20 protein-coding genes are annotated in these 23,484 nt (G+C 27.5%); all 20 read right to left on the bottom strand.

The features are described 5' to 3' along the window. Positions 1 to 22: 22 nt before the first annotated feature. A complete protein-coding gene (locus H8891_RS08635; RefSeq protein ID WP_187006127.1) occupies positions 23 to 1,279 on the bottom strand; it encodes an aminotransferase class I/II-fold pyridoxal phosphate-dependent enzyme in 1,257 nt (418 codons plus the stop codon). Between the two features lie 51 nt (positions 1,280 to 1,330). Continuing rightward, positions 1,331 to 2,113 (bottom strand): GTP-sensing pleiotropic transcriptional regulator CodY, encoded by a 783-nt coding sequence (gene codY / locus H8891_RS08640; RefSeq protein WP_187006128.1) that lies wholly within the window; start codon positions 2,111 to 2,113, stop codon positions 1,331 to 1,333. A 140-nt stretch (positions 2,114 to 2,253) separates the two neighbouring features. Next, complete coding sequence (topA, locus tag H8891_RS08645; RefSeq protein WP_187006129.1) at positions 2,254 to 4,356, bottom strand: type I DNA topoisomerase; 2,103 nt, start codon at positions 4,354 to 4,356, stop codon at positions 2,254 to 2,256. Positions 4,357 to 4,384: 28 nt separating this feature from the next. After that, complete coding sequence (gene dprA / locus H8891_RS08650) at positions 4,385 to 5,473, bottom strand: DNA-processing protein DprA (RefSeq protein ID WP_187006130.1); 1,089 nt, start codon at positions 5,471 to 5,473, stop codon at positions 4,385 to 4,387. 25 nt (positions 5,474 to 5,498) lie between these two features. After that, positions 5,499 to 7,025: a YifB family Mg chelatase-like AAA ATPase gene (locus H8891_RS08655; protein ID WP_187006131.1), complete on the bottom strand. Its 1,527-nt coding sequence runs from the start codon at positions 7,023 to 7,025 to the stop codon at positions 5,499 to 5,501. Between the two features lie 26 nt (positions 7,026 to 7,051). Further along, positions 7,052 to 7,396, bottom strand: coding sequence for a YraN family protein (locus tag H8891_RS08660; protein WP_187006132.1), 345 nt, complete (start codon positions 7,394 to 7,396; stop codon positions 7,052 to 7,054). A 165-nt stretch (positions 7,397 to 7,561) separates the two neighbouring features. Next, complete coding sequence (locus H8891_RS08665) at positions 7,562 to 8,584, bottom strand: alpha-hydroxy-acid oxidizing protein (RefSeq protein ID WP_187006133.1); 1,023 nt, start codon at positions 8,582 to 8,584, stop codon at positions 7,562 to 7,564. A 56-nt stretch (positions 8,585 to 8,640) separates the two neighbouring features. Next, complete coding sequence (locus H8891_RS08670) at positions 8,641 to 9,408, bottom strand: ribonuclease HII (RefSeq protein WP_147543275.1); 768 nt, start codon at positions 9,406 to 9,408, stop codon at positions 8,641 to 8,643. A gap of 92 nt (positions 9,409 to 9,500) precedes the next feature. Continuing rightward, positions 9,501 to 11,621: an adenosylcobalamin-dependent ribonucleoside-diphosphate reductase gene (locus H8891_RS08675; RefSeq protein WP_187006134.1), complete on the bottom strand. Its 2,121-nt coding sequence runs from the start codon at positions 11,619 to 11,621 to the stop codon at positions 9,501 to 9,503. 168 nt (positions 11,622 to 11,789) lie between these two features. Further along, positions 11,790 to 13,118 (bottom strand): branched-chain amino acid transport system II carrier protein, encoded by a 1,329-nt coding sequence (brnQ, locus tag H8891_RS08680; protein WP_187006135.1) that lies wholly within the window; start codon positions 13,116 to 13,118, stop codon positions 11,790 to 11,792. A 307-nt stretch (positions 13,119 to 13,425) separates the two neighbouring features. Beyond that, complete coding sequence (gene ylqF, locus H8891_RS08685) at positions 13,426 to 14,331, bottom strand: ribosome biogenesis GTPase YlqF (protein ID WP_243196505.1); 906 nt, start codon at positions 14,329 to 14,331, stop codon at positions 13,426 to 13,428. A gap of 167 nt (positions 14,332 to 14,498) precedes the next feature. Continuing rightward, complete coding sequence (gene rplS, locus H8891_RS08690) at positions 14,499 to 14,843, bottom strand: 50S ribosomal protein L19 (RefSeq protein ID WP_147543272.1); 345 nt, start codon at positions 14,841 to 14,843, stop codon at positions 14,499 to 14,501. 106 nt (positions 14,844 to 14,949) lie between these two features. Continuing rightward, positions 14,950 to 15,642: a tRNA (guanosine(37)-N1)-methyltransferase TrmD gene (gene trmD / locus H8891_RS08695; protein WP_187006136.1), complete on the bottom strand. Its 693-nt coding sequence runs from the start codon at positions 15,640 to 15,642 to the stop codon at positions 14,950 to 14,952. Positions 15,643 to 15,657: 15 nt separating this feature from the next. Then, complete coding sequence (gene rimM, locus H8891_RS08700; RefSeq protein WP_147543270.1) at positions 15,658 to 16,173, bottom strand: ribosome maturation factor RimM; 516 nt, start codon at positions 16,171 to 16,173, stop codon at positions 15,658 to 15,660. Positions 16,174 to 16,261: 88 nt separating this feature from the next. Next, the gene (locus H8891_RS08705) at positions 16,262 to 16,489 is read right to left on the bottom strand and encodes a KH domain-containing protein (protein WP_021127821.1); all 228 of its coding nucleotides are present in this window, start codon (positions 16,487 to 16,489) and stop codon (positions 16,262 to 16,264) included. A 21-nt stretch (positions 16,490 to 16,510) separates the two neighbouring features. Further along, entirely contained in the window at positions 16,511 to 16,783 is a 273-nt protein-coding gene (gene rpsP / locus H8891_RS08710) for a 30S ribosomal protein S16 (RefSeq protein ID WP_147543269.1), read from the bottom strand. Between the two features lie 38 nt (positions 16,784 to 16,821). Next, on the bottom strand, positions 16,822 to 18,174 hold the full coding sequence (gene ffh / locus H8891_RS08715) for a signal recognition particle protein (protein ID WP_147543268.1): 1,353 nt from the start codon (positions 18,172 to 18,174) through the stop codon (positions 16,822 to 16,824). Beyond that, on the bottom strand, positions 18,171 to 18,539 hold the full coding sequence (ylxM, locus tag H8891_RS08720; RefSeq protein WP_187006137.1) for a YlxM family DNA-binding protein: 369 nt from the start codon (positions 18,537 to 18,539) through the stop codon (positions 18,171 to 18,173). The genes ffh and ylxM overlap by 4 nt, the downstream gene beginning before the upstream one ends. Positions 18,540 to 18,640: 101 nt before the next feature. After that, entirely contained in the window at positions 18,641 to 19,888 is a 1,248-nt protein-coding gene (gene ftsY / locus H8891_RS08725) for a signal recognition particle-docking protein FtsY (protein WP_187006138.1), read from the bottom strand. Positions 19,889 to 19,899: 11 nt separating this feature from the next. Next, positions 19,900 to 23,457 (bottom strand): chromosome segregation protein SMC, encoded by a 3,558-nt coding sequence (smc, locus tag H8891_RS08730; RefSeq protein ID WP_187006139.1) that lies wholly within the window; start codon positions 23,455 to 23,457, stop codon positions 19,900 to 19,902. Positions 23,458 to 23,484 lie beyond the last annotated feature (27 nt).

Genomic DNA, 23,484 nt, shown 5'->3' on the forward strand with positions numbered 1-23,484 from the left:
TTTAATTTAAGTTTTATATAAATTAATTCTTTTTATTTACAAAATCTATTGCTTCTTTTATTATTTTAGGTGCTTTTTCACATTTCTCTTTACTTACAGCACATATTGCAAATCTTATTCCCATTTTAAGTGGTATAGTATAAAGTTTACTTTCTATAGCTTTTTCGCATACTTTCATAGAATTTTCACATGGTATACTTATAAAAAAACCATCCCTGTATGGAAGTATATCAAGATTTATCTCTTTAGCTTTGTCTACAAATACTTTAGCTCTTTCTTTTAATAAATTTTTATATTTGTTTTTTTCATCTTCATATCTTTTTAATTTTTCTTTATCATTTATTATAGATGTTAAAAGTTCCATAGCGCCTCTATTGCAATTTGACCAATTTGCTCTTGCTGAATGCGAACAAGAATAATAAAATTCATCAGCTATTTCTTCATCTGATGACACACAAATACAAGCTCCACTTCTCATACCATAAGCAGTATATCCTTTTGACATACTAAATCCTATTATTACTAATATATTTTCTGGTAAGTTTGAAAATTTCTCAAAAAATTTCCTTGTATCTTTACCATCTTCTCCTGAAAAATCTATATATGCTATATCTATAAATAGTATTATTTTCTTTTTATCTTCTAGTGCTACTTTTTTACAAAGGTCTAATATTTTGTCCCATTCTTTATCATCTATTGTATACCCTGTAGGATTATGTGCTGGTGTATTAAATATAGTAAAAACTCTTTCCTGATTATATGATATGTTTAAGAATTGATCTTTAAATGAATCGAAATTAAAATTTCCTTTTTCATTGAATAAATCATAATTTATAAGCTCTCTATTTATTTCTTCTGAAATAATATTATATGGACCCCAATGCCAATTAGGTACTAATATTTTTTCATTTTCATTTGTATAATTAAATATTGCCAATTTTATTGAACCTGTTCCACCTGGAGAAGCTACTACTTTTATGTGACCTTTTGGTATATAATCTTTAAAACATGCTTTTTTTACAGCTTCAATATAATCCTTTTGTCCCGCTATCTGTGCATATGATGCAATTAAAGTATTATCTAAATTTTTATATTCATCATATACAGATTCTAATGCTACAAGTTTTCCTTCATCATCTATAAGTGCTCCTATAGTAGAATTTATTACATTTTCTTTTCCATATATATTTTCATCAATTTGTGCTCTTTCTGATAAATTAAATATTATATCTTCTTCTTTAGGCCAAATAGCATGTTTTGCCACCATTGACTTATTCATTTAATCCCTCCTAAATATGTGTATACTTATACATATTAATATTTTTTATCATTAATTAGATTTTACTTTTTCTAATTCTTCTATTAATTTATCATTAAGTACTTTTATATGCGTACCTTTCATACCTAATGATCTTGATTCTATAACTCCAGCACTTTCGAATTTTCTTAATGCATTTACTATTACAGATCTTGTTATACCTACTCTATCAGCTATTTTACTAGCAACAAGTAATCCTTCTTTTCCGTTTAATTCTTCAAATATATGTTCTACAGCTTCTAATTCAGAGTAAGATAATGTCCCTATGGCCATTTTAACTACAGCTGTTTTTCTCATTTCTTCTTCTAATTGTTCTCCCATAGATCTTAATATTTCAAGACCTATAACTGTAGCACTATATTCCCCTATTACTAAGTCATCATCTGTAAACTTTTCATCATATCTAGAAAGTAATAATGTCCCTAATCTTTGTCCACTAGATAATATAGGAACTATAGTTAGGTATTTATCCTTTCTTTCTGATTCATAAGGGAATAATTCAATCATTTCATCCCCAGTTAAGTTTTCTTTTGTCTCAGCTACTTTTAGTAAGCTCTTTGTATACGTTTCAGGAAACATTTTCTTATGTGTTTCTTGATCTTCTATAACTGAACTATCTTTTTCAACATTAAGATATACGCCTAATATTTTCCCTTTAGTACTTACTACATACGCATTAGAGTTTAAAACTTCACCTAATGCTTCAGCTAATAAACTAAAAGATACACTACTACCACCACTAGTTTGTAATGTCTTATTTATTTTTCTTGTTTTCTCTAGCATTTGACTCGCCATCTATTAATCATCTCCTCATGAAGTTTGGCTACTTTTATAACCCTTAATACATTTATATTGCATAACGTTCTTGCTTTAGCAATTGTCATCTTATCATAATTTAAAATCTTTTTCAATACTATTAATTGCTTTTCAACACATTATTTGCTATTTTCGCTGCTTTTATCATTATTTTCTAAATTTTTAACTTTTTTGCATTCTTTATTAGAGCAAATTACTTTTGTCTCTGACTTAGTTACTTTTTCTATTAAATATGAATTACATTCACTGCATAGCTCTCCAGTTGGTTTGTTCCATGATATAAAATCACATTCAGGATAATTAGAACATCCGTAAAAAGCCTTACCTTTTTTAGATTTTCTAAGTATTATATCTCCTTTATTGCACTTTGGACATTTCACTCCAACTTTATTAACTAATGGTTTAGTTGTTTTACACTCAGGATAGTTTTTACAAGCTATGAACTTGCCAAATCTACCATATTTTATAACCATGTTAGATCCACAAGTCTCACAGATTTCATCAGTTTCTTCATCCATATTTATTTTTTCAATATTTTCAATTGCTACTTCTATTGCTTCTTTTAAAGGTGCATATACATCAGCTACAACTTCTTTCCAATATATATTTCCCTCTTCAACATCGTCTAACATATTTTCCATATCTGCAGTAAAATCTACATCAACAAACTTTTGGAAATTTTCTTCTAATATATTAGTAACTATTTTTCCTAGTTCAGTTGGACACAAGCTTGATCCGTTTTTTTCAACATATTCTCTATTAAGTATAGTAGCTATAGTTGGAGCATAAGTAGATGGTCTTCCTATTCCTAATTCTTCTAGTGTTTTTACTAAACTAGCCTCTGTATATCTTGCTGGAGGTTGAGTAAAGTGTTGATTAGGTGTTATATTTTCAGTAGTTAATTTATCTTTTTCACATACTAAAGGAAGTAATTTATCTTCTCTATCTGTAAAATTGTATACTTTAGTGTATCCATCAAACTTTAATTTTGAACCTGTTGCTTTAAATACAATATTATCAACTTTACAAATTAAGTTTAAAGTATCAAATACTGAATCTTCCATTTGACTTGCTACAAATCTTCTCCAAATTAAATCATATAGTTTATATTGATCTCTACTTAAAGATGATTTTATTTTGTTTGGAGTTCTATCTACAGATGTCGGCCTTATAGCCTCATGTGCATCTTGAACTTTTTTAGATTCAGCTTTAACTTTTTTCTTATCTTCAAATTTATAATATTTTTCATTAAATTCTTCAAGTATAAATTCTTTTGCTTTTTCCTTAGCTTCTTCTGATATTCTCTTTGAATCTGTTCTTATATATGAAATTAAACCGACAGTTCCTTCACCTTCGATATCTATACCTTCATATAACTCTTGTGCAATCATCATTGTCTTTTTAGTTGTAAATCCAAGTTTATTTGCAGCTTCTTGTTGAAGCATACTTGTTGTAAATGGTTTTGGAGCCGATTTTCTTCTTGATTTAGACTCTATACTATTTACAATTAAATCTTTATCTTTAATTCTATCTAATATATTGTCTACTTGTTCCTTAGTTTCAAGTTCTACCTTTTTATCATCTTCACCATAGAATTTTAAACTTAAGTTTTCTCCTTCTTTTGTTTTAGCTTCTAATTCTATAGTCCAATATTCCTTAGGTATAAACTCTTCTATTTCTTTTTCTCTATCACATATTAGTTTTGTAGTAACAGATTGTACTCTACCTGCACTAAGCCCTTTTCTTATCTTTTGCCAAAGTATAGGACTTATTTGGTATCCTAATAATCTATCTAAAACACGTCTTGCCTGTTGTGCATCTACTAAATCTAAGTCAATATTTCTAGGATCTTTTATAGCTTTTTTTATAGCATCTTTAGTTATTTCATGAAATTCTATTCTACAGTTTTCTGTATCATCTAGGCCTAATATATGAGCTAGATGCCAAGATATAGCCTCACCTTCTCTATCGGGGTCGGTTGCTAAAAAGACTTTCTTTGATTTTTTTGCCTCTTTTTTTAATTCCTTTATTACATCCCCTTTACCTCTTATATTTATATATTGAGGTTCGAAATTATTATCTATATCTACTCCTAATTTACTTTTAGGTAAATCCCTTACGTGACCTACTGATGCTTTTACTGTATAATGACTCTTTCCTAAAAATTTTTCTATGGTTTTAGCTTTTGCAGGCGACTCAACGATGACTAAGCTTTTTGCCATATAACCACACCCCCACAATTTTTTAATTCTATTTTACACTATATATCTTATTTCGCATTTCTACAACCATTCCTTCTATTTCAAGAGTATTTAAAATGCAATTTATATCTTGTATATTCATATTAGTATAATCACAAATTCTATCTATATGCAAGCTTCCTTTCATTTTTATAATGTCAAAAATGCTTTTTTGAACACCCTTTAATGGCTTATTATCACTATTATTAGGTATTTTATTAAAATTATTTAAATTATATTCATTTATTATATCTTCTATATCATCAACAAGTTTTGCTCCTTCTTTTATTATTTTATGGCAACCCTTGCTCATATCTGAATTAATATTACCCGGTATAGCAAAAACGTTTTTACCCTGCTCAAGTGCAAAGTCAACAGTTATTAATGCCCCACTCTTTTTAGCGGCCTCAACTACTATAACCCCTTCACTTATCCCACTTATTATTCTATTTCTAGCAGGATAATTACCTACAGATACAGGATGTTCTACATTATACTCTGATATTAAAAGTCCTCCATCTTCTAGGATTTTTTCAGATAACTTTAAATTACTTTTAGGAAGAGGGTTCTCAACTCCCGAACCTAATACTGCTATAGTCTTTGATTTTCCTTTTATACAACCTTTGTGTGAGTGTTCATCTATTCCTATAGCCATACCACTAATTATGTTTATACCACAATTAGATAGTTTTTCACTCATATTTTGAGCACACCATATTCCATATGGTGTAGGTTTTCTTGATCCAACCATAGCTAATGATAAATTATTTATTTGATTTACATCTCCTTTGTAAAAAAGTATACTTGGACAATTATAAATATGCTTTAATTTAGAAGGATATATACTTTCATCTTTACTCATATAATTTACACTATACTTTTGTAATTTCTCTTTTATAGAGTCTATGTAAGTACGACTTTTATATTTTACTATATTCTGCTTAATATTTAAATTTATATTTTCTAATTTTAATATATCTTTATCTGAAAAATCTATAAGTTCTTCAATATTTGATACACTATCTTCTATCTTTTCAATAGTTTTATTTCCTATCCCACCTATAGATAACAGCCATAAATATGTATCTTTTTTATCCATTATTCACCTCTAAGTTAAAACTATTTTATTCAGCCATAAAGTAGTTATAGTAAGCTTTTCTAAAAGAAAAAGCTTCTAGTATATGGTTTTGTTCTATAAATTCTTTTTCATCTAAATCAGCTATAGTTCTGGCCATTTTAATTAATTTTATGTAACTTCTATTGCCTAAATTATATTTATTAAATATAGTCTTTAAAATATTATTTGCCTCATTAGTTAATATACAATATAAATCAATTTTAGAAGATTTTATTTCATTATTAAATTCTATATTTTCATATTTAAATCTATTCTTTTGTATATTTCTAGCTTTATCTACCCTTTTCTTTATATCTATTGATTTTTCTTCAATTTTATTACTATTAAACTCATCATAAGGTATGGAATTTACTTCTATAAACATATCAAATCGATCTAGTAAAGGTCCTGACATTTTATTTAAATATCTATTAACCTCATAAGATCTACATTTACATTCTTTATCTGACATATAAAATCCACAAGGACATGGATTCATAGCTCCTATAAACATAGTATCACATGGATATCTTAAACTCATCTTTACTCTAGATACATTTATATACTTATCTTCTATAGGCTGTCTTAATGTTTCTAATATCTTTTTATCAAACTCTGCTATCTCATCTAAAAACAGTATCCCCTTATGTGCAAGTACAACTTCTCCAGGTTTTGCATCAATTCCACCACCAATTAGTGATTGCCTAGTTGCAGTATGATGTGGAGATCTAAAAGGCCTAGATTTTACTATTCCTTCATTGTCTTTCATAAGTCCTGCAGCACTATATATTTTGCTCACTTCTAAAATTTCTTCTTCATTAATTTCAGGCAATATAGTTCTTATTCTCTTCGCTATCATGGTTTTTCCTGAACCTGGAGGACCTATCATTAAAAAATTGTGATTTCCTGCTGCTGCTATCTCAGCACCTCTTTTTACAAAGTAATTGCCTTTTATATCTGCAAAATCCTCATCATATTCTTCTTTATTATGAATAATTTCTCTTTTACTTGAAATTATATCTACTTCCTTATTTATAAACCTTATACATTCATTTAAATTATTTATAGGGATTATATCTATACCTTTTATAAATAAAGCTTCTCTTTCATTTTCTTTAGGCAAAAATATTCTTTTTATACCCTTATTTTTGGCATTTATAACTAAAGATAAAACTCCTTTTACTTTTCTTAGTTTACCATCTAGTGATAGTTCACCTATAAATACACTTTCATCCATATATTTATCATCTTCTTTTATAAGACTTCTCAGTATTCCTATGGATATGGGTAAATCAAAATATGCACCTTCTTTTTTCATATCAGCTGGTGATAAATTTACTACTATTCGTGAGTTCGGAAACTTATATCCACTATTTAATATAGCAGATTTAACTCTTTCTCTAGATTCTTTTATTGATGTGCCTGCTAACCCAACTATATTAAAACTGGGTATCCCATTTGTTATATCAACCTCTACTTTTACTATTATTCCTTCAATACCTAATAATGTACTAGACTTTATGATACTTAACATTTATTTACCTCTTTTTTTAATTATTTCTAAAAAGCATTTTCGATATGGTTTATTTTATTATCTTTTAAATAAACTTCTATAACATCAAATCTTACTGGCATTTCTTCTAATTTATGTTTTAATATATAGTATTTTGCTACATTTACTATCTTTGTTTTCTTTTTGTAATTTACAGATTCTGATGGATACCCATACTTTATATTACTTCTAGACTTTACTTCTACAAATAATATTTCATCATTTAATTTTGCTATTATATCTATTTCTCCAGATTTTATTTTAAATTTATTTTCTATTATATAAGCACCTTTAGATTGTAAGTATTTAGTTGCTAAACTTTCACCTAAATCTCCTTTTTGTATATTATTCATAAAAACTTTCCTCATTATAATTTTTTTCTTAAGTATTGTCATTACTTTATCTTTGTATACAAATTTAAAATGTAATTTTTTTAATTTATCAAAATTAAATAAAAAATAACAAAGGATAATGTAAACTTACATTATCCTTTGTTATTTTTTATTTATAATATCTTTCTATGCTCTTTTAAATATAACTTTCTTATCTATATCTTTTATACTTTGGCATCCTGTTAAAATCATAGTAGATTCTAATTCATTTATAATCTTTTTAACATACATATCTACACCTTCACTAAGTCCGCCAAATGAAGCTGTTACAAATGGTCTTCCTATTAGAACTCCATCTGCTCCAAGGCCTAGCATTTTAACTACATCTACTCCTGTTCTAACACCACCATCTGCAAGTATTATAACTTTTCCCTTAACAGCATTTGCTATATCCTCTAATACATCACAAACTCCTGGAGTATGATCTAGTACTCTACCTCCATGATTTGATACTACTATAGCATCCACTCCAGCTTCTACAGCCATTAAAGCATCTTCTTTAGTCATTATTCCCTTTAATATGAAAGGTAAGTTTGTAGATGCCTTTAAATCCTTTATAGCATCAATTGATTTAGGTTCAACTGTTTTGCCGTGCATAGATAATGTTACTAATCCACAAGCATCTATATCTACACCTACAGCAAATGCTCCAGCTTCTTCAGCCAGTTTTATTTTTCTTTTTATATCTGAGTTTTCCCATGGTTTTATAAATACTATCCCATTACCATCAAATTCTTTTAAAACTCTTAAATTTTCTATTAGAAATTCATCTACCGCAGTATCTCCTACCATAGGATATATATCATTTTTTACACACCCATCTACAACACTTTTTATATACTCTCTTTCAGTTAATTTTCCCCCCATATTTAAAGTAGTTCCAGTTACAGGAGCTGCAAATATAGGAGCTTTCATTTTCTTTCCAAACATCTCTATACCTGTATCAGGATTTTTTACATTATGTATTACTCTCATATTTAGTTTAACTGCATCTAAACTTTTATAGTTTTCTATAAATGCACTTCCGCTTCCTTTACCACCCATTCCAGGAACTTCACCTGCACAAACTATTCCATTACAAACTTTACATACCCTACAGCTCCCATTTAAATTTTCCCTTGCACTTTTTAGCATATCATTGTATTGCATCTAAATCTCTCCCTTCAATTTGATTGACAAATTAATTATACCACTTCAATTTATTTTTATAATATGTTCTTTAAAAAACTCTTTCTATGTATAGGAGTTATCCCATGTTCTCTAATAGCTTTATAATGCTGATCAGTTCCATAGCCTTTATGAGAAGCAAATCCATACTCAGGATACATTTTATCATATTCATACATTAAACTATCTCTCGTAACTTTTGCTAATATACTAGCTGCTGCTATAGATATAGACTTTGAGTCTCCTTTTATTATAGATTTTTGATCTATATTAACATCAGGCACATGGGCTGCATCAACCAATAAATAATCTGGAGTTTTCTTTAAGCAATTAATAGCTTTTTTCATAGCCATATAAGTTGCATTTAATATATTATATTCATCTATTTCATCCTTTTGAACAATCCCTATACCATAATCTAAGGCTTGTTCTTTTATTATATCGAATAATTCATCTCTTTTAGCTTCACTTAGCTTTTTAGAATCATTTATACCTTCAATTTTAGTTCCAGGCTTAAAAACTACTACAGCAGCAACTACAGGTCCAGCTAGTGGCCCTCTTCCAGCTTCATCTATACCTCCTATATATGTATAACCTTTTTGATAACCTTCATTTTCGAAAGTATTTATCATCTCTAATCTTTCATTTTCAGCTCTAATTTTATCTAGTTTTTTAGCTAATTTAATAGCTATGTTTTTAACTGACTTTCTTTCATCATCTTTTAAAATGTCTATATATTTTAAATATTCATTGGGGCTAATAGATTCTATAATTGCATTTATTTCCTTGACACTTTTATCTTTCATTTTAATATCTCCTTTAATTTTATCCTATCTTTATATTTTATCAAAAAATTAAAGTGCTTAATATAAATTTAAGCACTTTAATTAAAATCAATTTAATTACAACCACTATATCCACATTTTAAGCAAATACTGCATCCTCCCGTATTTGCCATTTGTTCGTTTCCACATTCTGGGCATATAAATTTTTCATTTTCTTCTTTTGTTATCGATAATTCCTTTTCAGCAATATCTTCTTTTTCTTTTTTAGGTTTTTCATTTATAAGTACACCACTTCTTTTACAACCATCCCTAAATATTGTTATACCTTTAAGTTTAGCTTTCCATGCACTCATATAAATTTTATATACATCTTCAACAGTAGCTTCATGTTGTAAATTAATTGTAGACGAAATTGATGCATCTATATATTGTTGCCAAGCTTGTTGCATTTTTATTCTATCATTATAATTTAAATTCATTGCTGTTACAAATATATCTGGTAAATCTTTTTCATCTGTTATGTTTTTTAAATCCATATATTCTTTTACTATAGGAGTATAAACTTTATAATATACATCTTCATCATGTAAGCTTTCAGTTTTTCTTATATAAGATAAATTAAATATTGGCTCGATGCCTCCACTTATTCCCAACATCGTAGATATAGAACCTGTAGGTGGTATTGTTAGTAATTGAGAATTTCTAAGTCCATATAACTTAACTAATTCTTTTACGTCTTCATCTATATTTCTTTTAAAAAATTCTGATTTAAATATAAATTCTTCTTTATATTCTTTAAATGGTCCATATTCTTTTGCAAGAAGTGCTGATTGTTTTACTGCTTCATTTAACATTGTTTTTGCAATTAAACTACATAAGTTTATAGATTTATCTGATCCATATCTTATATTCATCTTAATAAGCATATCTCCTATACCCATAACCCCTAATCCTATTTGTCTATATTTAGAAACACTTATTTTTTGCTCCTCTAAAGGATGTAAATCCAATCCTTCATCTAACACTTCATTTAAAGCTATAACAGCTTCTCTAACACACGCTTTAAACTTATTAATATCAAAAGTAGCACCTTCATAAAAAGGTTGTATAACAAACTCTGATAAATTTATAGAGCCAAGTAAACAACTTCCTCCACTTGGAAGTGGTTCTTCTGCACAGGGATTGACTCCAGCATGAGAAAAGGTATTATCTTCACTCATAAAATGATGTTTTTTTATATTATCCCAAAATAATATACCAGGCTCTGCATAGTCCCAATTATTTTTACATAATTTCATAAACAGTTTTCTTGCATCTACTTCTTTTATTATATGTTCTTTATTTATATCAACTGTAAATTCACATTTATATTTTTCATTATTTTCAACAGCTTTCATAAATTCATCATTTATCCTTACAGAGATATTTGCTTTAGTTATTTTATTTAAATCAGTTTTTATATCTATAAAATCTTCTATATCAGGGTGTCTAATATCCATAGATATCATAAGAGCACCTCTTCTACCTCTTTGGCCTATTAATCCTGTAGTCATACTATATAACTCCATAAAAGAAACTGACCCAGTTGTATTTTTTGCAGAGTTATTAACTTTCGCTCCTTTAGGTCTTAATTTTGAAATATCAATTCCTACTCCACCCCCATAACTAAAAGTTCTAGCAAGTTTTTTAGCTGTATCGAATATATCTTCTAAGTTATCTTTTGGTGGTTCTAATACATAGCAATTTGAATATGTAACTTTTAAATTTTCTTTATATAAGCCCCTATTTGCTAAAATCCTACCTGCAAATAAAAATTTCTTCTGTCTTATTAATTTTGCAATTCTAGTATTTTTAGCAGATACTCTACTTATCCAATCATCAAACTTTTCATCATTATGTCTATATTTATTTTTCCATATAGATTTTTGAAGTTCATCCATATCCCAAGGTTTCTTTCTTATATTAGCTCTCTTTTCTCTGTAAAGAATATAATGCTTAGCTACATCTTTTCTATTTGATTCCATAAGTAATACTTCTACTAAGTCTTGTATTTCTTCTACGGTCAATGATTTATCTCTATTTTTAAATATTTCTTCTACTTTATTAGATATAGCTATTCCTAATTTTTCATCTATTCCTTTTTCACTATTTATAGTAGATTTATAAACAGCATCTGCAATTTTAGTTTTACTAAATTTTTCAATACTTCCATCTCGTTTTACAATTTTTTTCATATTAAACCTCCAAGTTATACCCTTTTTCCGCTATTTATATAGATACACTTTTTGAATATGATATTAAACATAATAAATTTTTTAAAATTTAGCTAATTATTCAATATAAATAAAAAAAGCCGTTGATATTTCTATCAACGACTTTAGGTTTCCTTATATTAACTTACTTTATTCGCAATTTGCATCTATACTTAAACATTCACTTGGCTTTATAAAACTTCCTATAATTCCTCCTACTATCGCAGGTACTATCCAGTTAAATCCTAAAGGTGCAAATGGAAGTGAAGATAAATATGGTATATTTATAGGTAATCCATATGTTTTAGCTAATGAGTTTACTACACCTAATATACTAACTATTAAAGTCACATAAGCTGCCCCTTTAAATATATTGTCATTTTTTATTTTATCTGAGAATAAAGTCATAACTACTAATAATATAGTTACAGGATAAACTATATCTAATATAGGTGCTGATACCTTTATTATAGTTCCAACTCCAAAGTTTGATACAATTGCACTAAATACACATACTATTGTAACTACTACTTCATACTTTAACTTATTTTTAGTAAGTTTAGTAAAATACTGTCCTGTTGCTGAAGTTAATCCTATAGCAGTTGTTAAACATGCTAATGCTACTATAACACCTAATATAACTTTTCCTGGATATCCAAGTAATTGTTCTGTTATTCCAACTATTAGTGAAGTTTGAGATATAGTACTTATATCTTGACCTACATAAGCTTTAGATATTGTTGCCCCTAAGAATGTAAGTCCACCATATACAAAACATAATGCTACTCCAGCTACTATACCAGCTTTTAATGTTAAACTAACTTTTTCTGAATTTGACTCATATCCTTTATTATGAAGAGATGCAATTACTATAGTTGAAAGTGCAACTGCTCCTAATGCATCCATAGTTTGATATCCTTGTGAAACTCCATTTGAAAATACATTTTGAACCATAGTTTCTGGTCTTATTTCTCCTAATGGAGTAACTATTCCTTTTATTATTAAAACTGCTAGTGCTATAAGAAGCGCTGGCGTTAATATTTTTCCTATTATATCCACAACCTTAGATGGTCTTATTGTAAGTAATAATACTACAACAAAGAATATTATAGAGAATATTATTGGAGATACTGCATTTCCTATTATTGGATGTATTCCCATCTCAAATGTAGTAGCTGCTGTTCTAGGTATTGCTAGTAAAGGTCCTAAGCATACCATTATAGCTACGCCTATTATTACTGCTAACGTTTTTCCTGATCTACATAATATCTTATTTACTTCTCCTCCACACTTAGCTGCTGCCGCTATAGCAATTAAAGCTAAACCTACATCTGCTAATATAAAGCCTGAGAACCCTGTTATCCAACTCTCACCTGATATAAGTCCTAAAAATGGTGGGAATATAAGATTTCCTGCTCCAAAAAACATAGCAAATAGCGCAAAGCCTACTACTATTATATCTTTGTTCGTATCTTTCATATTAAATCCCCCTCTAAAGTTTCTTTTAATTAAATATTCTGAAAATATTATATAACAAATATTCCTAACTGTCAATAATATTAGAAATATATGCAATATTCTTAAAATTTCAGATTATTGTTTAAATCGTATTATTTAACTTTTTTTAAACTTATTTTGATTAAAAATGCTATTTTTAATTTTATAATTTTTTGCATTTTTTTATAAAAAATAAGAGATTAAAAAAATTAAATTTCAAAAGTAACTTTATCTAAAATCACTAAATCAATTTAATTTTTTCAATCTCTTTTGTATATTGAATATATTTTTATTCAGCAATCATATCTTTAGGTATTTCTAAAGTTATTCTTCCTATCTTTCCATCTCTAAATTCATTTAATACAGTAGTAGCTATTCTAGTATAATCTAATTCATTTCTTCTTAGTATAAGACCTCTTTTAACTCCTATCATTTCCATAGTTTCTAAAGGTGTCTCTCCTAATTCATTTAATTTATATCTTTCTTTTAATTTTTCTGGTTCTATTTCCATTAACTTTTCGATTAATCTAAGTCCTAATGTATCAACATCTAAAACTTCATCTTTTATTGCTCTACAAAAAGCTAATTTTAATGCAACTTCCTCATCTTCAAATTTAGGCCATAATATACCTGGTGTATCTAATAACTCTAAGTTTCCTTTTAGCTTGACCCATTGTTTGCCTTTAGTTACCCCTGGTTTATCTCCTGTTTGAGTACTTTTTCTTCCTGTAAGCTTATTTATAAGAGAAGATTTTCCTACATTTGGTATACCTACTATCATAATTCTTATAGGTCTTTCTATTCTTCCTTTTTTAACTAAGGCTTCCATCTTTTCTTTTGTTTCATTTTTACATTCTTCTATTATTTTATTAATACCCTTGCCTTTTAAAGTATCTACAGGTATAGCTTTAATGCCTCTTTTTTTATAATAGTCAACCCATTGATTTAACTTATTTGGATCAGATATATCACTTTTGTTTAATACCACAACTCTTGGTTTATCTCCAACAAATCTATCAATATCTGGATTTCTACTACTAAATGGAATTCTAGCATCTAAAAGTTCTACGACAACATCAACTAATTTTAAGTTGTTTTTAACTAATTCTTTAGTTTTTTTCATATGCCCTGGATACCAGTTTATATGTAAACTTTCATCCCTTAAATATTCATCTGTCATTCTTTGTATTTTCATATTTTTTCTCCTTTTTATAATATTAAAAACACAAATTATTTTTTATATTAAATTTATAATTTATATTTATTTATATTTTAAAATTAATTAAATTTTATATTCATAATAAAATCCTTATATTTAAAAAGGAGACTGAAATTTCAGTCCCCTGTATAGTAAAGTTTTTATTATCTAGCTTCTTTTATCTTAGCAGCTTTTCCTACTCTACCTCTTAAGTAAGTTAACTTAGCTCTTCTTACTTTACCTTTTCTAGTTACTTCTATCTTCTCTATCTTTGGAGAATGAACAGGGAATGTTCTTTCTACTCCAACGTTGAAAGATATTTTTCTTACAGTGAAAGTCTCTCTAGCTCCTCCACCTTGTCTCTTTAATACAACACCTTCGAATACTTGTATTCTTTCTCTTTTTCCTTCAACTATTCTAACGTGTACTTTTACTGTGTCCCCAGGTCCAAAGTTAGGAACATCATTTTTTAATTGTTCTTGCTCTAATGATCTTAATATTTCGTTCATTTTAATCCTCCTGGTATCATAGACGCTCTTAATTACTTGACCATTTGTAAACAGAGGAACGCCCGTTTTATTTTTTCAACAGATTTTATTATACTATATGTCCTATTTATTTACAAGCTTTTTTGTATAAATCAGGACGTCTTTCTTTAGTTATTTCAATAGATTTCTCATATCTCCACTTATCTATCTTCTTATGATTTCCAGATAGTAAAACTTCTGGAACTTCCATTCCCATAAATTCTCTAGGTCTAGTATAATGAGGGTATTCTAATAAATTATCTTTAAATGATTCTTCTTCAAAAGATTCATTTTGATTTAAAACTCCAGGTATAAGTCTTGATATAGAATCAATAAGTATAAGTGCAGGAAGTTCTCCCCCTGTTAATACATAATCTCCTATAGATATTTCATCTGTTACTATAGAATCTATTATTCTTTGATCTATACCTTCATAGTGACCACATAACAATATGATATCTTCAAAAGTTGACATTTCACTAGCTATATTTTGACTATGAACTTTACCCTTAGGAGTTAGATATATAACCCTTGGTTCTTTTATATTGAATTTATCCACTATATGCTTATATGTATCATATATAGGTTGAGGAGTCATAACCATACCTGCTCCTCCACCAAAAGGATAATCATCTACCTTTTTGTGCTTGTTATTTGAAAAGTCTCTTATATTGTAAATATTTACTTCTATAATTCCTTTTTCTACTGCTCTTTTCATTATACTTTCACTCATATATGAATTGAATATTTCTGGGAATAAAGTCATTATATGAAATCTCATAATATCACCTTAAATTTATTCTAACATTCCCTTTATTGGGTCTATTATCATTTTTCCTTCTTCTATATCTATTTCAGGTACAAATTTCATGACTGCTGGTATAAGATATTCTTTATCATCTTCACCTTTTATAACATATACATCATTTGCTGAATATTGTAATACATCATCTAGTGTACCTACATATTCATCATTTACTGTATATACTTTAATTCCTATCATATCAGCTATAAAGAATTCATCTTCTTCAAGGTCTCTAGATTCTTCTCTTGATACGTATACATTTTTATTTCTTAGTTTTTCAGCCATTTCAACTGTATCAATACCTTTTATTTTCATTATAACTAAATTACCTTTATATCTAACTCTCTCAACTTTATATTCGGTATTAAAGTCTTTTCCTATATAAAAAGTATTTAAGTCATCAAATCTATATATATCATCAGTTGTTGAGTAAACTCTTACTTCACCTTTTAATCCTTGTGTCTTTACAATTTGTCCTATTTTAAAATGAGTTAATTTATTTTCCATAATCTCACCTTCTTCAAAAAATTATGCTTTATCTTTGTGTAATATATACAAAGTATATACAAAAAGGATTAGGTTAATACCTAATCCTTTATATTATTTCAAGAGTAACCTTTTTATGGTCTCTATTTGAAGCAGATTTTATAACAGTTCTTATAGCTTTAGCTATTCTACCCTGCTTACCGATAACCTTACCCATGTCATCTTGAGCAACTTTTAATTTTAGAATTGTTTCATCTCCATTAAAAGTTTCCTCTACTTCAACTGCCTCTGGATTATCGACAAGAGCTTTTGCTATATCTAGTACTAGCTCTTTCATATCAATTCGCTCCTATTAAAATTACTTAGCTTGCTTAGAAGCTTCGAACTTTTCCATTACTCCGTTGTTAACTAATAAAGTTTTAACTGTATCAGTTGGTTGAGCTCCACATCCTAACCATTTAACAGCTTTCTCATCGTTTATTTTAACTTGCTTTGGTTGAGAAACTGGGTTGTAGAATCCTATTTCTTCTATGAATTTTCCATCTCTTGGAGATCTTGAATCTGCTACTACTATTCTGTAGAAAGGTTTTTTGTTAGATCCCATTCTTTTTAATCTTATTTTAACTGCCATATCGACACCTCCGAAAAAATTTATCTTTTTGTTTTCTATTATTTAAAGAAAGGTAAACCGGCAAAGCCTCCCCTTTTCTTCATGCTTTTTTGAGTTCCTGTAAACATCTTCATCATCTTTTTCATTTCACCAAATTGCTTTATAAGTCTGTTTACATCTTGAACACTAGTACCACTACCTCTTGCTATTCTTTTCTTTCTAGAAGCATTTAATATACTAGGATTTCTTCTTTCTTCTATTGTCATAGACTGTACTATTGCCTTAGTCCTAACAATTTCTTTATTATTCATATCTATGTCCCCAAGTTGGTCTTTTACTTGTCCCATTCCTGGTATCATTTCTAAAACCTTATTAAGAGGACCCATCTTTTGAATTTGTTCCATTTGCTCTAAGAAATCTTCAAAATCAAGTTCTTGCTTTTTGATTTTATTTTCTAATTCCTTAGCTTTTTCTAAATCTATATTTTCTTGAGCCTTTTCTATTAAGCTTAGTATATCACCCATACCTAATATTCTAGATGCCATTCTATCTGGATGGAAAGGCTCTAAGTCATCTAGCTTTTCTCCCATACCTATAAATTTTATAGGTTTTTGTGTTACGGCTCTTATTGAAAGTGCTGCTCCACCTCTGGTATCACCATCAAGTTTAGTTAAAATTACACCATCTACTCCAAGAGCATCATTAAAACTCTCAGCAACATTTACTGCATCTTGTCCTGTCATAGAGTCTACAACTAATAATATTTCATGTGGTTTAATTTCTGACTTAATATTTTTTAACTCATCCATTAAAGTTTCATCTATATGAAGTCTACCAGCTGTATCTATTATAACTAAATCGTGATTATTTTTTAATGCATGATTATATCCAGCTTTAGCAATATTTACCGGGCTTTCTTTATCACCCATACTAAATACTGGTATATCTAATTTTTCCCCTACAACTTGTAATTGCTTTATAGCTGCAGGTCTATATATATCACAAGCCACTAATAAAGGCTTTTTACCTTGCTTTTTAAAGTATCCTCCAAGTTTACCAGATGTAGTTGTTTTACCTGCACCTTGTAATCCTACCATCATTATAACTGTTGGTGGCTTTGATGATATCATTATTTTACTTTGAACATCACCCATTAAACTTGTAAGTTCTTCATTAACTATTTTTATGACATGTTGCGCTGGTGTCAAGCTTTCCATAACTTCTTGACCTACAGCTCTTTCTTGAACTTTCTTTACAAAATCTTTAACTACCTTAAAGTTAACATCAGCCTCTAATAAAGCTAATTTAACTTCTCTCATAGCATCTTTAACATCTTTTTCAGTAAGCTTTCCTTTAGATTTTAATTTATCTAAAGCTCCCTGTAGTTTATCTGCTAATCCTTCAAATATCATTTTAACATCTCCCTACATACATCTTCTAAATTTTCTAACTTAGGGATTAAATTAGCACAATCTCTATTTTGCAATAAATCTTGTTTAATGTCAACAACTTTATTATATATATCTTGTGTAAACTTTTCACGCTCTTTTGACTTTTTTACTAAGCCTAATTTGGCTTCATAATCTTTTAATATTTTTTCTGAGCGCTTTAATGTATCATAAACTCCTTGTCTAGATACATTTAAATTTTCACTGATTTCTCCAAGAGAATAATCTTCATTATAATAAAGGGATACAATTTCTCTTTGTTTATCAGTTAGAAGCATTTTGTATTGTTCAAACAATAACCCAATCTCTACCAATTTTTCTAGATTCATTATTACACTTCCCACTTACTATACTGTAAAGGTGATTTCCTTTACACATTGTATTTTATATCATACTAATAAAGTTGTCAACAGTTATTTTAAAAAGCTAATTAGTTCCCAAATAATGCGTCTATAAATGCTTTTGAATCAAAATCTTGTAAGTCTTGTACTTGTTCTCCAACACCTATAAGTTTTACAGGAACATCAACTTCTGATTTAACAGCTAAAACTACTCCACCTTTTGCAGTACCATCTAACTTAGTTAAAACTATACCAGTAATATCTGCAACTTCTTTAAATGTTTTAGCTTGAGAAACTGCATTTTGTCCAGTAGTAGCATCCACAACTAACAAAACTTCCTTTTTAGCTTCTGGATATTCTCTATCTACTATTTTAAACACCTTTCCTAATTCATTCATTAAGTTAGTTTTATTGTGAAGTCTTCCTGCTGTATCACATATTAATATATCTGCTTTTCTAGCTTTAGCTGCTTTGACAGCATCAAATATTACAGCTCCAGGGTCAGCACCTTCTTGATGTTTTATTATATCAACATTGCTTCTATTGGCCCATACTTCTAATTGCTCTATGGCTGCTGCTCTGAATGTATCACCTGCTGCTAGTACTACTTTTTTACCTTGCTTAGTATATCTATTAGCTAATTTACCTATAGTAGTAGTTTTTCCAACTCCATTTACTCCTACCATTAAGATTATATTTGGCCCTTTTTCCATATCTAATTTTGAATCATCTTCACCTAACATATCTGAAATTATAGCTTTTAGCTCATCTCTAACAGCTAGTGGATCTGTTATACCTTTAGATTTTATAGCATCCCTTAACCTATCTATCATTTCCATAGTTGTATTTACACCAACGTCCGCTGTAATTAGTATTTCTTCAAGTTCTTCTAAAAGATCTTCATCTATAGTTGTATACGAATTTAAAACAGCATCAATCTTATCAGTTATTCCTTGTTTTGCCTTTGTTAAACCTTGTTTTAATCTAGCAAGTAATCCAACACTTTCTTCTTCTTCTTCTTCTTCTTCTTCTTCTTCTTCTTCTTCTTCTTCTTCTTCTTCTTCTTCTTCTTCTAAACAATTATTTTCTTTATCTTCTTTATCTTCAACATTTTTTTCAACTTCTATAATTTCTTCCTTAATTTCTATAGGTTCTACGTTAAATTCTGAAGCTTCACTAACTTTTTCTTCTTCAGACTCTACTTCATTTTCTACAGCTTCACTTATACTTTCTTTATTATCTTCTTCAAGTTCTACTGTTTCTTCAGATTTTTTATTTTCTTCAACTATGTTTTCTTCCTCTTTTTTCTTGTTAAATTTAAATAGCTTTTTAAACATAGCTTTCCTCCTTATACTATATCTTTTGTTAATTCTTTAGCTTCTTTTAATTGAAGACTTATAACCTTGGATATTGCTTTTTCTTGCATTGTAACTCCATATATATAATCTGCAACCTCCATAGTTCCTCTTCTATGTGTTATTGATATAAATTGTGTGTCCTTAGATAATTCTTTTAAGAACTCTCCAAATCTATATATATTAGCATCATCTAATGGAGCTTCTATCTCATCTAATATACAAAACGGAGTTGGTTTAGCTAAAAGTATTGCAAATAATATACTTATTGCTGTAAGTGCCTTTTCTCCTCCTGATAAAAGATTTAGATTTTTCATTTTCTTTCCTGGTGGTTGTGCAACTATTTCTATATCACTTTCTAGTATACTTTCTTTATCTACTATTTTAAGTTCACCATTACCTCCACCAAATAGCTTTTTATATACAAACTTAAAATTCTCATTTATTAATGTGAATTTTTCCTTAAATTCTTTTTTCATATTATCTTCAAGTTCTCTTATAAGTTTATATATTACATCTATAGATTCTTCTAAATCTTTCTTTTGTTCACTATAAAAGTCATATCTTTCTTTTATTTCTTCATACTCTTTTATAGAATCAATGTTTACATTTCCTAGATTTTTTATCTCTCTTTTTAAAGATTCTAATTCTTTTTTATCTATAACTACAGATTCATCTTTTAATTTAATTGCTTCCTCAAGAGTTATCTCATATTCTTCCATTAACTTTTCTATATAGTTTTCTTGAGATGTTTTTAATCTTTCAATCTTATTTTCTACTTTAAATAAGCTTTCTTGAATTTTCATAAATTGTCTATCTATATTTTTTAATTCTATAGATAAATTATCTCTATTTTTCTTTATAGATTCTTTTTGCTCTTTTTTTAGGTTTAACTTTTTATTTTCATCTATAGTTTGATTTTCTAAATTTTCTTTTTCAGATGTTTCTATCTTTATTTGCTCTTGCAACTTAATCTTACTCTCTTTATTGTCTTTAAGTTGTATTTTTACTGATTCCAATAAACTCACTTGATATTGGTTTTCTTTATTAATTCTCTCTATATCTTTAATTATACCTTCATAAATTTGATTTAATTTAGTATACTCTATATTCAAATCATCAAACTTATTTCTATCAATTTCATATATGTCATTAAATTCTTTAAGTTTTAAATTTAATTTATCAATCTTATCTTTATTAGATATATGTTTTTTATCTATATTATCTATATCTTCTTTTAAAGAACTTGTTTTTGTTAAAATATACTCTAAATTTTCTGCTAGTCCTTTTTTTTCATTTTGTAATTTCAATAAATTACCTTCTAAGCTTTTTAATTCATCATTTGATTTATTTATACTAGTATTTATAAATACTAGCTTTTTATCATTTTCGCTTAATTCTAACTTTATGTTTTCTATTTTTTCTGATTGTAAATTAATATCATTACTTAGTTTTAATTTATTTCCATCGAATAAATCTAATGATTTTTTCTCTACTTCTATCTTTTCTTTAAACTCTTCAATAAGTCTTTTTCTTGAAAGTATATTTCCATTAGTTCTTATTGTTCCTCCAGTTAAAGCTCCTCCTGGATTAAGTATTTCTCCATCTAATGTTACAACTTTATATCTATGATTAGTTTCCCTAGCAAACTTTATAGCTTCATCCATATTACTTATAACTATAGTTCGACCTAATATATTTTCTATTATATTTTTATATTTATTGTCAAATTTGACTAACTCACTAGCTATTCCTATGTATTTGGTGTTACTTTTTATTGAGCTTTTATCTATCTTGTTAGATTTAATTATATTTAAAGGTAAAAATGTAACCCTTCCTAAGTTATTTTTCTTTAAATAATTTATAGCTAATTTTGCACTGTTCTCATCTTTAGTTATTATATTTTGCATATAACTGCCTAGTGATGCTTCTAAAGCTTTTTCATATTCTTTAGAAGATGATATAACTTGTCCTAATGCTCCATATATGCCATCTAAACTTTTATTTTTTAAAACTTCTTTTACACCTTTATTAAATCCTTCATAGTGTTTTTCCATATCTATATATATATTTAACTTAGAATTAAATTCATTTAATTTTAACTTAGAATGTTGAATATCTTTTTCAACTTTTTTATATTCTTCTTTTAAAGAATTTATATTTTTATCAACTTCACTATAATCTTGTCTTAATTTTTCTATTAAGTTTAGCTTCTCTTCTTTATCTGTATTATAATTTAATATTTCTTCATTTTTATCACATATATTTTTTTCTATGTAATTTATCTCTGTATTTATAGTCTCAGTTCTTTTTTCAATATTTTCTATATTTGCATTTAAAGTAGATAATTTATTTGCACTATTTTGCTTAGAATCTAATAAACTTATTATTTCATCTTTTAAATTTTCAACATCTTGAGTTAAATTACTTATATTATCTTTTTTATTTTTATTTTGTAATTCTACTTCATTTATTTGCTTTTTTATATCATTTAAATTATTAAAGACACTATCTTTATTTTTATTTAAATTACTTAATTCTATCTTATTATTATTTAACTTTTCATTTATATTAGTTATTTCATTATCGTTTCTTAATATATAATTATTACAATTTTTTATCTTTTCATTAAGAACACTTAATTCTGAATATTTTTTATTTATTACACTCTTTATTGTATTTATATATTCAACAGTTTTATTTATCTTATTATCTACATCTTCAATTTCTTCATTAGATTTAGTCAATGAATTTTCTAAATTCTCTTTTTTAACTTTAACATCTTTAATTTGGTTTAGTAATAAATTATTATGATCTATTGACTCATTAACTTGCTTATCTAAATCTTCTATTTCTTTTATATAGCTATTCACTTCAAGAGTCTTTAATTTATCTTTTATCTCTAAATATTTAACAGCTTTTTTTTGCTGAATCTCTAGAGGTTTTAATTGATTTTCTATTTCAATATATATATCTTCAATTCTATTTAAATTTTCTTTTGTGTTTTTTAAATTTCTCTCTGCTTCTTGTTTTTTATATCTATATTTAGAAATTCCACAAGCCTCATCAAATACTTTTCTTCTATTTACAGGATTATTACTAAGTATTTCATCCACTTTACCTTGTTCTATTATAGAATATCCATCTTTACCTATTCCTGTATCTAGTAAAAGTTCTTTTATATCTTTTAATCTACATGCTTTATTATTTAAGAAAAACTCACTTTCTCCACTTCTATAAGCTCTTCTTTTTATAGTTATTTCACTATATTCTAATTCTAACTTTTTATCGCTATTATCTATAGTTAATGCAACTTCACAATAATTCATAGCTTTTTTTGTATCTGTTCCTGCAAAAACTACATCTTCTAATTTATCCCCTCTTAAACTTTTTATACTTTGTTCCCCTAATACCCATCTTACAGCATCTGATATATTACTTTTACCACTCCCATTTGGTCCAACTATAGCAGTTATACCTTCATTAAAAAGTACATCGGTCTTAGTCGGAAAAGATTTAAATCCTTTAAGTTCTAATCTTTTTAAATACAATATCTGTCTCTCCCTTCAATAATAAAA

The organism is Paeniclostridium hominis, from assembly GCF_014306135.1.
Taxonomy (GTDB): Bacteria; Bacillota; Clostridia; order Peptostreptococcales; family Peptostreptococcaceae; genus Paraclostridium; species Paraclostridium hominis.

Bases quoted from the DNA above. Each gene is read 5' to 3' on its own strand.
- H8891_RS08635 (WP_187006127.1), bottom strand. From the start codon at position 1,279: ATGAATAAGTCAATGGTGGCAAAACATGCTATTTGGCCTAAAGAAGAA.
- ftsY (WP_187006138.1), bottom strand. From the start codon at position 19,888: ATGTTTAAAAAGCTATTTAAATTTAACAAGAAAAAAGAGGAAGAAAAC.
- ffh (WP_147543268.1), bottom strand. From the start codon at position 18,174: ATGATATTTGAAGGATTAGCAGATAAACTACAGGGAGCTTTAGATAAA.
- rpsP (WP_147543269.1), bottom strand. From the start codon at position 16,783: ATGGCAGTTAAAATAAGATTAAAAAGAATGGGATCTAACAAAAAACCT.
- H8891_RS08660 (WP_187006132.1), bottom strand. From the start codon at position 7,396: ATGAATAATATACAAAAAGGAGATTTAGGTGAAAGTTTAGCAACTAAA.
- codY (WP_187006128.1), bottom strand. From the start codon at position 2,113: ATGGCGAGTCAAATGCTAGAGAAAACAAGAAAAATAAATAAGACATTA.
- ylxM (WP_187006137.1), bottom strand. From the start codon at position 18,539: ATGAATCTAGAAAAATTGGTAGAGATTGGGTTATTGTTTGAACAATAC.
- trmD (WP_187006136.1), bottom strand. From the start codon at position 15,642: ATGAGATTTCATATAATGACTTTATTCCCAGAAATATTCAATTCATAT.
- H8891_RS08705 (WP_021127821.1), bottom strand. From the start codon at position 16,489: ATGAAAGAGCTAGTACTAGATATAGCAAAAGCTCTTGTCGATAATCCA.
- topA (WP_187006129.1), bottom strand. From the start codon at position 4,356: ATGGCAAAAAGCTTAGTCATCGTTGAGTCGCCTGCAAAAGCTAAAACC.
- H8891_RS08655 (WP_187006131.1), bottom strand. From the start codon at position 7,025: ATGTTAAGTATCATAAAGTCTAGTACATTATTAGGTATTGAAGGAATA.
- H8891_RS08675 (WP_187006134.1), bottom strand. From the start codon at position 11,621: ATGAAAAAAATTGTAAAACGAGATGGAAGTATTGAAAAATTTAGTAAA.
- H8891_RS08670 (WP_147543275.1), bottom strand. From the start codon at position 9,408: ATGAAAGATAAAAGTGTCAAGGAAATAAATGCAATTATAGAATCTATT.
- H8891_RS08665 (WP_187006133.1), bottom strand. From the start codon at position 8,584: ATGCAATACAATGATATGCTAAAAAGTGCAAGGGAAAATTTAAATGGG.
- brnQ (WP_187006135.1), bottom strand. From the start codon at position 13,118: ATGAAAGATACGAACAAAGATATAATAGTAGTAGGCTTTGCGCTATTT.
- rimM (WP_147543270.1), bottom strand. From the start codon at position 16,173: ATGGAAAATAAATTAACTCATTTTAAAATAGGACAAATTGTAAAGACA.
- rplS (WP_147543272.1), bottom strand. From the start codon at position 14,843: ATGAACGAAATATTAAGATCATTAGAGCAAGAACAATTAAAAAATGAT.
- dprA (WP_187006130.1), bottom strand. From the start codon at position 5,473: ATGGATAAAAAAGATACATATTTATGGCTGTTATCTATAGGTGGGATA.
- ylqF (WP_243196505.1), bottom strand. From the start codon at position 14,331: ATGAAAATACAAAGAATGACAGATGAATATTTAAGGGATGAAAGTTTA.